The organism is Streptomyces sp. MS06 (genome assembly GCF_047200655.1).
In the GTDB taxonomy this organism is placed as follows: domain Bacteria; phylum Actinomycetota; class Actinomycetes; order Streptomycetales; family Streptomycetaceae; genus Streptomyces.
Window position 1 is genome coordinate 102,456 of record NZ_JBJZOJ010000010.1, and the last position, 12,416, is coordinate 114,871.

Annotated in this window: 11 protein-coding genes; 5 read left to right on the forward strand and 6 right to left on the reverse strand. The window is 72.8% G+C overall.

What is annotated here, in order from left to right:
* Positions 1 to 353: 353 nt before the first annotated feature.
* The 3 genes from ACL02U_RS07400 to ACL02U_RS07410 all read left to right on the forward strand — a co-directional run bounded on the left by ACL02U_RS07400 (position 354) and on the right by ACL02U_RS07410 (position 3,228).
* Positions 354 to 539 carry a hypothetical protein gene (locus tag ACL02U_RS07400; RefSeq protein WP_412789853.1) on the forward strand — a complete coding sequence of 62 codons (186 nt, stop codon included), beginning with the start codon at positions 354 to 356 and terminating at the stop codon, positions 537 to 539.
* Positions 540 to 564: 25 nt separating this feature from the next.
* Positions 565 to 1,755, forward strand: a complete 1,191-nt coding sequence (glgA, locus tag ACL02U_RS07405) for a glycogen synthase (protein WP_412789854.1) — start codon at positions 565 to 567, stop codon at positions 1,753 to 1,755.
* Positions 1,756 to 2,067: 312 nt separating this feature from the next.
* The gene (locus tag ACL02U_RS07410) at positions 2,068 to 3,228 is read left to right on the forward strand and encodes an SMP-30/gluconolactonase/LRE family protein (RefSeq protein WP_412789855.1); all 1,161 of its coding nucleotides are present in this window, start codon (positions 2,068 to 2,070) and stop codon (positions 3,226 to 3,228) included.
* 172 nt (positions 3,229 to 3,400) lie between these two features.
* On the opposite strand, the gene ACL02U_RS07415 is transcribed toward ACL02U_RS07410, so the two are convergent.
* Positions 3,401 to 4,645, reverse strand: a complete 1,245-nt coding sequence (locus ACL02U_RS07415; RefSeq protein WP_412789856.1) for an adenylyl-sulfate kinase — start codon at positions 4,643 to 4,645, stop codon at positions 3,401 to 3,403.
* Between the two features lie 606 nt (positions 4,646 to 5,251).
* The gene (locus ACL02U_RS07420; protein WP_412789857.1) at positions 5,252 to 5,941 is read right to left on the reverse strand and encodes an adenosylcobinamide amidohydrolase; all 690 of its coding nucleotides are present in this window, start codon (positions 5,939 to 5,941) and stop codon (positions 5,252 to 5,254) included.
* Positions 5,942 to 6,312: 371 nt separating this feature from the next.
* Between ACL02U_RS07420 and ACL02U_RS07425 the strand changes: the two genes are divergently transcribed.
* Positions 6,313 to 6,918: a GOLPH3/VPS74 family protein gene (locus ACL02U_RS07425; protein WP_412789858.1), complete on the forward strand. Its 606-nt coding sequence runs from the start codon at positions 6,313 to 6,315 to the stop codon at positions 6,916 to 6,918.
* Between the two features lie 133 nt (positions 6,919 to 7,051).
* Here ACL02U_RS07425 and ACL02U_RS07430 read toward each other — a convergent pair whose 3' ends face one another.
* Entirely contained in the window at positions 7,052 to 7,438 is a 387-nt protein-coding gene (locus ACL02U_RS07430) for an ArsR/SmtB family transcription factor (protein WP_412789859.1), read from the reverse strand.
* Between the two features lie 192 nt (positions 7,439 to 7,630).
* Entirely contained in the window at positions 7,631 to 8,005 is a 375-nt protein-coding gene (locus ACL02U_RS07435) for a hypothetical protein (RefSeq protein WP_412789860.1), read from the reverse strand.
* Positions 8,006 to 8,511: 506 nt separating this feature from the next.
* Between ACL02U_RS07435 and ACL02U_RS07440 the strand changes: the two genes are divergently transcribed.
* A complete protein-coding gene (locus ACL02U_RS07440) occupies positions 8,512 to 9,561 on the forward strand; it encodes a hypothetical protein (protein WP_412789861.1) in 1,050 nt (349 codons plus the stop codon).
* Between the two features lie 369 nt (positions 9,562 to 9,930).
* Here ACL02U_RS07440 and ACL02U_RS07445 read toward each other — a convergent pair whose 3' ends face one another.
* The gene (locus ACL02U_RS07445) at positions 9,931 to 10,734 is read right to left on the reverse strand and encodes a DeoR/GlpR family DNA-binding transcription regulator (RefSeq protein ID WP_412789862.1); all 804 of its coding nucleotides are present in this window, start codon (positions 10,732 to 10,734) and stop codon (positions 9,931 to 9,933) included.
* Between the two features lie 436 nt (positions 10,735 to 11,170).
* A complete protein-coding gene (locus ACL02U_RS07450) occupies positions 11,171 to 12,253 on the reverse strand; it encodes an alpha/beta hydrolase (protein WP_412789863.1) in 1,083 nt (360 codons plus the stop codon).
* Between the last annotated feature and the right edge of the window lie 163 nt (positions 12,254 to 12,416).

Below are 12,416 nucleotides of genomic sequence, written 5' to 3' on the forward strand. Positions count from 1 at the left end.
AAGGCAAGTGCGGCTTCAACGGCTGGTCAGCCTCATGGCCGGAAGGCTGCGGTGGAGCGCCGACCGGACGGCGCACCCCTCTGCCGCCCCCGACCCTCCGGGAGCGGGGAGCAGCCGGTCGCGGACAGCCGGTCTCGTCGACCCGGCAACCCGTATCACCGGCGCGGACGCGGAGCGGCGAACTCCGCTCATCGGCCTGATCTGCTCGGGCGGTCCCTCTGCGGGACCGTACCGGAAGCAGGAGCGCGGGCCGCCCCGAGGGACAGGGGCGGAGTGCCGATCCGACAGCTATTGACTGACAGAGTCATGTACAGTTGACTGCTGGAGTCATTTGAATTCTTGAGGAGGACACCATGCGTCCGTCGCTGAGAAAGTCCCTGGCCGCCCTGCTGTTCGCCGTCAGTGTCGTGGCGGTCCCCGCCGCTCTGTCCGGCACCGCCGCCGCCGACGACGGTCAGAGCACGTCCGTCCCCGCCTCCGGCCCGGCGCCGGAGGAGAGCCCGTCGCCGACGGCCACCACGTCCGCCGTCTGCTGCTGACCGCCCGCGGACGGGGGACCGACAGGTGCGCATCGATCTTCTGACGCGGGAGTACCCGCCCGACGTGTACGGCGGGGCAGGCGTCCACGCTCGCGAACTGACCGCCGCGCTGCGCCGCCGCACGGAGGTGCGGGTGCGCTGCTTCGGGCGTCCCGCGCCCGAGCCGCACACCACCGGCTACCCGGTGCCCGAGGCCCTGACGCGGGCCAACCCCGCCCTGCGGGCCCTGGGCACCAGCCTTCCCATGGCCGAGGACGTGCGGGGCGCGGACATCGTGCACAGCCACACCTGGTACGCGAACGCCGCGGGCCGGCTGGCCTCGCTGCTGCACGGCGTCCCCCACGTGATGACCCTGCACAGCCTGGAACCGCTGCGACCCTGGAAAGCGGAGCAACTGGGCTCCGGCTACCGGCTGTCCAGCATGATGGAGCAGTCCGCCGTCGCCGCGGCCGACGCGCTCGTGGCGGTGTCCGCCGCGATGCGCGAGGACCTTCTCCGGGTGTACCCCGAGGTCTCCCCGGAGCGTGTGCACGTCATCCACAACGGCATCGACCCCGAGGTGTGCCGGCCGGACCCGCGGGGCGACGCGCTCGACCGCTTCGGCATCGACCCGACCCGCCCCTACGTCCTGTTCGTCGGCCGGGTGACCCGGCAGAAGGGACTCCAGCACCTCCTGCGGGCCGGGTTCCATCTCGACCCCAAGGTCCAGCTGGTGCTCTGCTGCGGACAGCCCGACACCCCCGACATCGCCGCCGAGGTCGACGGACTGGCCGCCGAACTGAGCGCCGCCCACCCGGGGCTGATCCGCGTCGACGCCATGGTCGACCCGGTCACGCTGCGCCAACTGCTCACTCATGCAGCGGTGTTCGTCTGTCCCTCGGTCTACGAGCCGATGGGCATCGTCAACCTGGAGGCGATGGCCTGCGGCACCGCCGTGGTCGCTTCCGACACCGGCGGTATCCCCGAGGTGGTCCGCCACGGTGAGACGGGCCTGCTGGTGCCCTTCGAACCCGATCCGGCGTCCCCCGCGGGGGAGCCCGCCGACCCGGGCCGCTTCGCCGCCGACCTGGCCCGTGCCGTGGAGCGACTCCTCGACGACGAGTCCCTGCGCATGCGGCTGGGCCGGGCGGGCCGCGCAAGGGCGGAGTCGGAGTTCTCCTGGGACCGCGTGGCCGCCGAGACACTCGCGGTGTACCGCTCGCTCACCGGCGCCTGACCCCGCCCCGGTCGCCCCGCTCTCCGGGCCGGGCACCCTCTGCCGGCGCCCCGGATCCCGGATCCCGGATCCCGGATCCGGCCACCGGCCGCCCGTCGCCGCCCCGGCGCAGCCCGATCCGGTTGCGCCGGGACGGCACGGCGGCCGCCGCCCCGCCACCACCCCCCGGTCGCCCTACCGGTGACCGTCGCGGCCTCCCGCACCGCACGCGGTCCATGCCGGAACCGCAAACCACCCGACCCCCGAACCCCCGAACCCCCGAGGCCTTCCGGGGGATCGCCACCCAGTCCCGACCACCCGCAGGGAGTCCCCATGAGGAAGTCGAGCCGCCCGTGCACCGGCGCGCCGCCCCGTCACGACACGTCGGCGCGCACCACCGGCATACCCGGCGGCGGCCACGGCCGCCGCGGCAGCACCGGCATCGGCACTGACGCGGGCACCGACATCGACACCGGCCACCGCTCCCCGTTCGGCCCCCGCTCCCCGTTCGGCCACCGCAGACGCCGCGCCCGCCCGTTGGCGGCGCTCGCGCTGGCGTTCGCCGGACTGCTGACCGTCGCCCCCGCAGCCACGGCACAGCCCTCCACCGCCGGCGGCTACGCCCTCTCGACCGCAGTCGTCCTGCCCGGCGAGGCGGTGTATCCGGAGAGCATCACCCGCGATCCCGACTCCGGCGACCTGTACGTCAGTTCCTTCGGTTCCGGAACCGTCTACCGGGCCGCCCCGGGCCAGAGCACCGCCACCGTCTTCCTCCCCGCCGGCACCGACGGCCGGACCGCGGCACTGGGCGTCGTCCTGGACCACGCGGGCCGCCTGTGGGTCGCCGACTCCGGGGGAGCGACCGTCTACGACACCGTGACCGGCGGTCGGCTGGCCCGGTTCACGACTCCCGACCCGGCCCAGTCCCTCGTCAACGGCCTGACCACCGCCCCCGACGGTTCGGTGTACCTGACGGACTCCCTGACCGGCTCCGTCTACCGGGTGACTCCCGCACAGTTCGCCCAGGCCGTCGCCGACGGCGGGACCGCCGGACTCGCCGCCCGCTGGGACCTCTCCGCGATCCTGCCCCGGCAGCCCGCCGGCACCGCACGCCTCAACGGGGTGGTGGCCGCCCCGAACGGTGCGTTCCTGCTGGTCGTCGACCAGCCGACAGGCACCCTGTACCGCCTCGACCCGGCCACGGGTGCCGTGCGCACGGTGAGCCTGTGCGGTCCGGCTCCCGTGTACGGCGACGGAATGCACCTCGAGGGCGGAACCCTGTGGATCGCCCAGATGAACAGCGACACGATCTCCCGCCTCGGAGTCTCCGCGACCGGGAGGGCGGCGGTCGTCGAGGCGCAGGCGGTCGACGCCGACCTGCGGCGGCCCACCGCGCTGGTGCGCGGCGACGGCGCGTTGTACGTGACACGGTCGCAGTTCGGCCTGACGGCCCCCGATCCCGTCTTCACGGTGGCCGCCGTCACCGGCTTCTGACCGTCCGCCACGCCGTCCGAACCGGCCCGTGACCGGTCCTCCGGTACCGGACCGGTTCGGGCGCGATCCGGTCCGCACCGTCTGCGGCCCGACGCCACCCGCCGTTCGACGTCGCACGCACCACCCCGGACGGCAGACTCCTTGCAGGAGCCCGTGGTCCGGGGCCGTCGCGTCAGTACAGTCCGTGCACCTTCAGCAGCAAGAGCACGTGAGCCACCGACTCCTCGACGCTCTGCGCGCGCGCCGGGAGATGGAGATCGGCATCCGCGTGCGCCTCGTACCGGGTCTCCGGCCGGTCGGCCCCGTCGGCCCGTTCGCTCTCCTCCATGCTGCCCGTCGGTGCACCGTCCCGGCCGGCCGGGGGCGAGCCGCCGGCAGGCGGCCCTCCGACGTGCACCTCCAGGAAGTGGCTGCCCTGGAGGGCGTGCCGTTCCCGCAGCGCCACCCTGCTGTCGTGCCGGGGCACCGACAACGCGACCACCGCCTTGACACCGTTGCGCGCCAGAACGGCGGCGAGCAGGCCGACCCGCCGGATTCCCGACTCCAGGTTCTCCGCTGCGAGGCCGGTTCCCGGGGCGAGCCCGTCCCGCAGCGCCGAGCCGTCGACGACCTCCACCGGATGTCCCGCCTCGGTCAACTGCCCGGCCAGTGCACGCGCCACCGCGGCGCCGTCGGACTCGCTGGCGCCGGTCAGCCACACGGTGGCACCGCGACCCACCGCCGACGGCGGAGCGGCCTCTCCGGGCGGGCCGTCCCGGACGGGGGGCGGCGACGGCAGCACGTGCCCGCCGTCCGCGCAGGGGCAGGGCTTCCGCGTCCGCTTCCACTCCCTGCCGGAGATCCCGATCAACGCCAGACGCCAGAGGCCCAGCAGGCGTTCGTCGGCCTGCCCGGGATGGACGTGCGGTGCCCGCAGCCGGCCCCGCACATGGGCCTCCGCCCCGATGACGAAGTGGGTGGCGAGCGTGACCACCACCGCCGGGTCGGTGCCCGGACGGACCTCACCCGGCGCGGTCTGCCGCAGCAGCCGCTCCAGGACGGGGATCCACACCGCGTGCCAGACGGCATCGCCGTCGGGTAACTCGCGGGACAGCCGCGCCGCGGCCCGCACGACGGTCTCGCGTTCCAGCAGGCGCGCCAGCTCCAGGGTGACGGCGATGACCGAGTCGAGGGCAGCCTCGGGCCGCGCGACCACCTTGCGCAGCGCTTCGCGGGTCAGGACGCCGCCTTCGGACAGCACCGCCGCGCACAGTTCGCCCTTGGTGGGGAAGTGGAAGGTCAACGCGCCCACGGAGATCTCCGCGACCTTGCTGATCCGGGACAGCGAGGTCCCTTCGTATCCGGCGAGGTCGAACTCGCGGGCCGCCGCACCGATCACCGCCTGACGCGTGTGGGTAGCACGTTTCTGTCTCGCCATACTTCTGTCCTTCACGAAGCCGTGTCCCACGACCGGGCGCGCCACCGACCCGCGGGCGCCGCCGTGCTCGGGCGTCGGAGATTGACGGGGGGCGTGCCGACCCTGCGGGCCGCGCTGCCGCCGGGTGACGTACGCGCCCTGTGCCGTCCGCCCGCGTCGCACCGTGCGCGCGGACGGCACGGGCCGTCCCCTGGCAGCCCGCCGGACGGAGGGCCGACCATGTGAAGAGCCTAGAGCGAACCGACCAGAAAAAAACAGGGTGTTCGTAATTTTTACGGGGCAAGTGCCTGCTGAGAAGTCGCGGGCACGCCGCGACGCGCCGTGGGCGCACGCGCCCCGGCGCGCCGCAGCCGTCTCCGTCGTCGCACCGCGAGCCGGCGCACGCGGCCCCGGTCCCGCGTGTACCGCCCACCCGTCCCTCGAAGCCGCTGCGTTCCGCGTCGTGTTCACGACCCACGGCTCAGGGCACTCCGGCTCAGGGCACTCCGGCTCAGGCGGGGCGCACCTCCATGCTGCTCCGGGCCGGCCGTGACGCAGGCTCCCTCCACGGCGCGGGCGCGGCACGCTCCTGAGGCCCGGGAGGATGACTCGCGGCCCCGGGCTCTTCTACCGTGCGGGGGCGGCGTTCTGAACGGCGCGGTGCACTGCCCGCGCCAGGCGGGCGCCCCACAGCGAGCGGGGGCCGGCGAAGGCGTGGACCTCCCCGCCCGCCGGGCCGGGCGTCCGCGCCGCCACGCACACGGCGTCCGTGGGGGTGCCGGAACAGTCGTGCCCGGCGTCCACAAGTGCCTGGACCTTGGCCTCGGTCGCCGTGCCGACCGCGTTGACCAGCGCAGAGTCGGTCAGTGCCACGGGCAGCGCGACGATGATGTTGATGGTGCCGGGCGCGGCGGGCACGCGGGTGCCCTCGGCCGCCGTGGCCGCCCATCCGCGTACCGCTATCCCGGCGGTGGCCACCGCCTCGACCCCGCCGTCCGCCGCATGCCGGTAGGCGCGCACGTCCGCCGCCGTCATCAACCCCACTCCCGGCCCGTCCAGTCCACCGTCCCGGGCCAGTTCGGCCAGGTGGCGGTCGGGGTCGAGACGCCGGTACCCGTGACCGACCTGCGCGTTGAGGACCCACCGGCGCTCCCCGAGACCGCCGCCGAGCACGGCACTGCTGATCATCCGCCACCCCGGTCCCGCCCTCCACAGCAGAGCATGCAGCGGGTCGCCGTCCTCCGTCCGGGACAGCAAGCGGACCGGCAGGAGCCCGGGTCCGGCGGCGGTACGAGGCGACGGGGCGACAGCGGTCACCGTGGGAACGCTCCTTGCAGGGGGCGGCGCGACCAGCCGATCGTACGATCTCCGCGCCGCACACGTGGCCGGGTCGGCACGCCGACGGCGTCGTCCGCAGGAGCGCAGCCGGCACGACGGGCCCGTGAACCCGGAAGCACACCGCGGTGCCGCTGCAGGCAGCAACCCGATCCGCGTGGTTGAGGCCGGCAAGCGAAGCGGACCGCGCGGGGCGAGGAGGCCGCGTCCTCCCGTATCCTCGTCGTGCCCCCGGCCCGACGCGCACCACGTGCCCCGGGTACCGCACCGGGCTCCCCGAGGGCACGGGGAAGGCGACGGGGGAGGACCGCGGTGCACACGTCCTCATCCGGCCGACCGACGTGGAGGCGCACATGACCACCGCACGGGACCTCGCGATCGTCGCCCTGGACGTGTCGCGCCGTCGTCCGCTGGAACAGGGCGACCTGTCGCTCGCGCTGGCCGGCGCCGAGGTGCTCGATCTGATTGAGGCCCGGGTCCTCATCCTGGACGGCGACAGCCTCGTGCCCGGCCCGGAAACACCCACCGGCGACCGTCTGCTGGACGAAGCCGCCTCCCTGCTCGTCCGGCGCCGACCGTACGAATCCGTCGAGGACTGGCTGTGGCGCCGGGGGCGCGGACTGGCCTCCGCCTACACCGCGGATCTGGAGCGGCTGGGGCTGGCCGCCCGGCCGCGTGGTCGACGGATTCCGCTGCGGACGGGGCGGACCGTGCCGGTCGAATCGCCGGCCCGGCGCCGGGCCGAGGAGCGCCGGGCGTCGGGCGAGCCGGTCTTCGACGCCCTGGCCGCGGCGGCCGGGATCCAGGAGCGGCCGGACGAGGCCTTCGCGGACCTCGCCGACGAGACGGCCACCGCGGTACTGGCCGCCGTCGGCGAGGCGGTCATGGAACTCGAGGCCCAACGTCAGCGTCGGGCGATCGAGAACGCCGCGTTCGACAACATCTGGCGCGGCCAGTAGGGCTGCGACCGCTCGTCGTGCGCCCGGCGGCCAGGAGCCGCCCCGCCTCGGGGCGACCCGCTGCCCGCCGGGGCGTTGGAGCAGCCCCTCACGGACAGGCGGGGTGAACCGGTGTCCGTGAGGCCTGCCCGATTCATCGGGCGGTGTTCCCGACCGACCCTTCGGCCGAGGCCCCGACCGGCGACGCCGAGGCGTCGACCTGCTGCAGCTCCGCCAGGAGCTGGTTCCTGCCGACCAGAAGCTCGGTCAGGATGCGGCGAGCCGCGCGTAGAAGTTCGGCCACGTCACCGCCGGCGAGCGCGTAGGTCACCGTCGACCCCTCCCGTGTGGACACGACGATGCCGGCGCGACGCAGGATGGCCAGTTGCTGCGAGAGGTTCGAAGGCTCGATCTCCATGTCGGCGAGCAGGTCCCGTACCGGGACCGGGCCGTGCTGCAGCAGCTCCAGGACCCTGATGCGCGCCGGGTGACCGAGCATTCGGAAGAATTCCGCTTTGGCTTGATAGAGGGGGACTTGCACAGCGCCTTTTCCTGCCGGTCGCGGTCGGGCTCCCCCTGGGGAGGCGCCGTGGCGACGCCGCCCCAGGGGCTTCTCTGTGCTCATTCTCCTCGGACTGTGCCACCCACGTGCACGGGTTGGCACTCTCTCCAAGTTAAGACTTGAAGATTTCTTCAAGTCGTGAGCGCAAGTAGGCCAATGTGCTCAGGCCGGTTAGACCTCGAGGTGTTCCTCGATCCGTTTGAGCTGGTGGCGGGCCATGGCCAGGTTTGAGCGACTCTTGTCGATGACGAGGTAGAGGAACAGCCCGTTGCCGTTCCGGCCGGCCACCAGCCGGATGAGGTGGTACTGCCCCGCCAGGGTGATCAGGATGTCCTCGATCTGGCTCTTGAGGCCCAGGTGCTCCATGGTGCGCACCTTGGCCCGGATGACGTCCGTGTTCCCGGCTGCGGCGACCGTCAGGTCCAGGTCCTTGCTGCCGCCCAGGGTGCCGAGGGCCATACCGCTCGTGTAATCGACGACGGCCGCTCCCAGTGCCCCCTCGACCCCCGTCATCAACTCCTTCAGTGACACTTCCACGCTTGCCATCGACGCCTCCCCTAGGTTGCCTGGTGCGGCGGGCTCCGGTTGTTGCTTCACCCGTCCGAGACCGAAACCGTAGACAGCGGAGCCCCGTACGAGGGACGCCCTGCCGGTAAGTGACGCACATTCACCGGAAGACGGCACAAGAAGATCACCGGACGACCGAAGCTGCCCCGCCTGTGCTCGCACACCTCCGCCGTCGTGCCTTCACCGGTGGCCGGGGCGCGCTCCCCGCCCGTCCCTCGGGCCACCCCCTGATCCTCCTCCCGGGACCCGCCCAAGGGTGCCGCAGAGGCTGCCGGTTGAGGTGTCGGAGGGATCCAGGCCCGGAACGGGGCCGCCGCAGTGCGGCCCGGCGGTCCCGCGGGCCGGCAGTACGCGGCCAAAGGAGGAAAAGGACCTTCCGGATTTGTCGAAACACCGCGACGCCTCCACGGCGCCGTACGTCCTCTGCCCTAGTTTCCACAGCGGGGTCCGGGAGCCGGGCCCGCTGTGCTGTGGGAGGAGACCTGATGCGGTGTCGTTTTTCCGGACGGCGTCTGCTGCCGGCGGTGGCGGCGCTGAGCGCTCTGGCGCTCGCCGCCTGCGGTGTGGAGACCCGTTCCGGCGCGGGTGCTTCCGGTGTCGCCCCGACCACCGGGTCGGTGGTCCGGGCGCCGCGTGAGTTCAGCGGCATCGCCTGGCTCGCCACCGAGCGGACGCCCGCCGCGGGCGCGGGGTACGGCGGCGAGACCCAGGAGGTCTTTCTGATCTGCCACGACGCCAGGGACAACGACGCCGAGCGCGACCTGCCCCGTCTCTCGATCGTGCGGACCCCCGTCGACACCGACGGGATCATCGTGCGGAACCTCGACGTCGCGTTCCCCACCGTGCCGAACGACCTCGAGAGCATCGCCCGGCTACCGGGCCGCAACGAGGCCCTCCTGGTGGAGAGCAACGCCGACGGCGACGACCCGGACCCCACCATCTACCTCGCCCGGTGGGACGACCGGCTGCACGTCGAGATCGTCGGTTCGGCGCCCTGGCCCAGGACCCCCGAACCGCTCGTCAACGTCGAGGCGACGGCCGTCGCGACCATCCGCGGGAAGGACTACTTCGTCTATGCCGAGCGGGCCGAGGGCAGCGACACCACCGCCCTCCACATGACATCCCTGAAGGTCGGCAGGGACGGCACGCTCCACTTCGGCACGCGGTGGGCCTCGATCCCCTTCACCGCGCCGGAACCGCCCGGTGCGCGTCCCGCCTCGGGCCTCGACATCGACGACGAGGGCAACCTCTACGTCTCCTCCGCCTACGATCCCGGCGACCTCGGCCCCTTCGACAGCGCCGTGTACCGGGCGGCCACGGTCGTCCCGGGCGGAGCCCTCGGCGCAGAGCTGCGTCCGGTCGCCCCGCCGCAGCAACTCGCCCGCAGTTCCGGACTCAAGGTCGAGGGCGTCGGACTGGTCGACGGCCACTTCCCGATCTTCATCAGCGATGACGACGAGGACTACGGCGGCCTCCTCCGCCAGCTGCGGGTGACCGAACCGGGCGACCGGCCCCGCGCCGTGCACGGGGGCTGACCGACCCGGGCGGCCGGCTCCGTCTCCGTCTCCGTCCCTGTCCCTGTCCCTGTCCCTGTCCCTGTCCCTGTCCCCGTGCACGGGAACCGATCGGCCTCCACGTCCGGCCCGGCACCGACGGCCGAGACCGACCGGTGGTGGCCTCGGCCGCGGCGGGAAGGAAGGTCGCCAGATGGCTGCCCGGGCGGTCGGCGGAGTTGGGCACCGCCCGGTGGAAGGCCATGAGCCCGGCCGTGACCACCGCGACCGCTCCGGGTACCTGCTCTCGTCGCCGGGCGGGCCGGCACCGCGCGTCCCGCTTTCGCGCGTCCGCCCGCCGCCCACCACCCGGTTCGGCGTCGCGCCCTCCGGGCCGCTGCCGCCTCACGCTCAGACGCTGATGACCTCGATGCCCGCTTCGGTGAGGCGGTCCGCCATGTCCGGGGCGATGCCGGTGTCGGTGATGAGCACGTCGACCCGGTCGAGCCCGCAGATCCTGGCGAACGCGCGTCTGCCCATCTTGGAGGAGTCCGTCGCGAGGACCACCTTGCGCGCGCGTTCCGCGAAGAGCCTGCTGATGCTCGCCTCGTCCTCGTGGTGCGTCATGACGCCGAGCCGCGGGTCCACGCCGTCGACGCCGAGCACGGCGACGTCCAGCACCACCTGGTTGAGCACCCCGTCCGTCAACGGGCCTACCAGCTCGTACGTCTGGGGGCGCGCCACGCCGCCGGTCACCACGATCTTGAACTGCGGGCGAACCGCCAACTCGCTCGCGATGTTCAGCGCGTTCGTGACGACCGTGCACAGCGGGCCGGAGGAGAGGGGGATGTCCCTTCCCTCCGCGGCCCCACCCGCCCGGAGGGCCAGGGCCCTGGCCACTTCCGTGGTGGTGGTTCCGCCGTTGAGACCGACCACGTCCCCCGTACCCACGAGGTCCGCCACCGCTTTGGCGATCCGCTGCTTCTCGGGGACGTGCCGGGAGGACTTGTAGCGAAGCGGAAGCTCGTAGGACACTCCGTGCGCGATCGCCCCTCCGCGCGTGCGGACGAGCAGCTTCTGTTCGGCCAGTTCATCGAGGTCACGCCGAATGGTCGCCGGTGAAACCGCCACCGAGGCGGCCGCCTCCTCGACGTCCAGCCTGCCGTCGGCCGCGAGCAGTTCCAACAGCCTGCTCCAGCGCTCCTGCTTGGACATGCTCCGCGTCCTCTCCCAGCCTGCACTCCTGCGGTGGCACACGGCGGGGCGCGGGCCCGGCCCGCCCTTCGGCGGGCACTCCGCCGGGTGTGCGCGCAACTGATCGTAACGTCGCGCCGTCGCGCATGACTCGACATGAATGATGTGTCCATGTCGTGCTATTCCGGATGGCCGCCCAGGAGGCAGAGGTTCCCTCCGAGCCGCCCCCGGCCTTTCCCTGCCGCAGACACACGGTGGCCCGAGTGCAGGGGGACCCGGACGTCGCCCGGACCGTCCTCAGCCCGCACCTGAAGGTCATCCACGCGGTGACCGGTGCCCCGAGGAAGTCGCTCCGGAGCCGTCCGGCGCGGTGAGGCGGGCACAGAGCGCGGGCACCCGGCGGACCGGTTGCCGTGGGAGGCGGCAGCCGGTCCCGCGCCGCGCACGTACGGTACGGTCAGGAGGCGAGGGCCCTTTCCAGCCGGGGGAGCAGGTCCTGGAGGTCCTGCTCCCAGCAGCCGCCGTTGTGGCGGCCGTTGCACTGGGTACCCCAGGTGGAACCATCGCCGTAGTCGACGTAGTGGTACGGCATACCCAGCGCGTCCAGGCTGTCCTTGGCGTGCCGGGCTGCGCCTTCGAGCCAGAACTCCGGGTCGGTGGGTGAGCCGCCGCCGTTGCCCACGTAGATGGAGACGCCGATTCCGGCGAGTCTGTCCATGTGCGCCGCCGGGTCGACCTGGTTCCACCGCCAGTCCGCGTTGAACACGGGGTAGGGGGAGCCGAACAGCGCGTCGCTGTCCACACCCGGCTTGAACGGGGAGTCGTCGGGGTCGCAGGCTCCGGATGCCGAAGCGCAGATCGCGCCCAGAGCGTCGGTGACCGAGGCGACGGCCGCCAGCCGGAGGTCCATGGACCTGGCCGACAGGTCGATGTCCCCCGACAGGGAAGCGGTCTGGCTGAACAGGTCGGGACGGTCCTGGGCGTAGTGCAGGGCGCCGAACCCGCCCATCGAGACGCCGGCGACGGCCCGGGCCTTCCTGGTGGGAATGGTCCGCAGGTTCGCGTCGATGAACGGGATGACCTGCTGGAGGTGGAAGTCCTCCCAGTTCTGGGCGCCGAGTCGGGTGTGCTGGTCGAGCCAGTTCGCGTACCAGCCCCGTGCGCCGCCGTCCGGAATGACGGTGATCATCGAGTCGGACCCGGTCAGCGCCGGATAGTTCTGGCGGATCGGGTCGTCGGGTGCGCCGTGCAGGAAGTACAGCACCGGGTAGCGCCGGTCCGGGTCGGCGTAGTAGCCACTCGGCAGGATGATCTTGATGTGATGCTTGCCCGAGACCTCCGGCGTGGTCACCGTGATGGTGAAGTCGGTCGGACCGCCCACTGCCGTGTCGACCTGGGTCAGGCCGAATCCGTTCGCCAACGGCGGCGGTGCGGTGCCGTCGACAGCCTGTGCGGGACCGGCCGGCAGGCCCAGGGCCAGAACGGCGGCGGTGGCCGTCCCCGTCGCCAGCAGCCGCCAGCGGTTCGATGTCCTTGCCACAGTGCGTCTCCTCGTGTGTCTTCGTGATGTGCGGTACCGGGATGCCGGAAGTCGGTGGTGTCCCGCAGGAGGAGTGCACCGGCGGCCGTCGCCGGCCTCCCGGTGCGCTCACCCGTCGTACTCTCAGCGCGGGACCCCGATCTCAAGGACGTCTGCTGCTCGG

What these genes read in the sequence shown, in the direction of transcription:
- ACL02U_RS07435 (WP_412789860.1), bottom strand. Translation starts at nt 8,005, where the DNA reads ATGGCAAGCGTGGAAGTGTCACTGAAGGAGTTGATGACGGGGGTCGAG.
- ACL02U_RS07415 (WP_412789856.1), bottom strand. Translation starts at nt 4,645, where the DNA reads ATGGCGAGACAGAAACGTGCTACCCACACGCGTCAGGCGGTGATCGGT.
- ACL02U_RS07410 (WP_412789855.1), top strand. Translation starts at nt 2,068, where the DNA reads ATGAGGAAGTCGAGCCGCCCGTGCACCGGCGCGCCGCCCCGTCACGAC.
- ACL02U_RS07445 (WP_412789862.1), bottom strand. Translation starts at nt 10,734, where the DNA reads ATGTCCAAGCAGGAGCGCTGGAGCAGGCTGTTGGAACTGCTCGCGGCC.
- ACL02U_RS07400 (WP_412789853.1), top strand. Translation starts at nt 354, where the DNA reads ATGCGTCCGTCGCTGAGAAAGTCCCTGGCCGCCCTGCTGTTCGCCGTC.
- ACL02U_RS07440 (WP_412789861.1), top strand. Translation starts at nt 8,512, where the DNA reads ATGCGGTGTCGTTTTTCCGGACGGCGTCTGCTGCCGGCGGTGGCGGCG.
- ACL02U_RS07425 (WP_412789858.1), top strand. Translation starts at nt 6,313, where the DNA reads ATGACCACCGCACGGGACCTCGCGATCGTCGCCCTGGACGTGTCGCGC.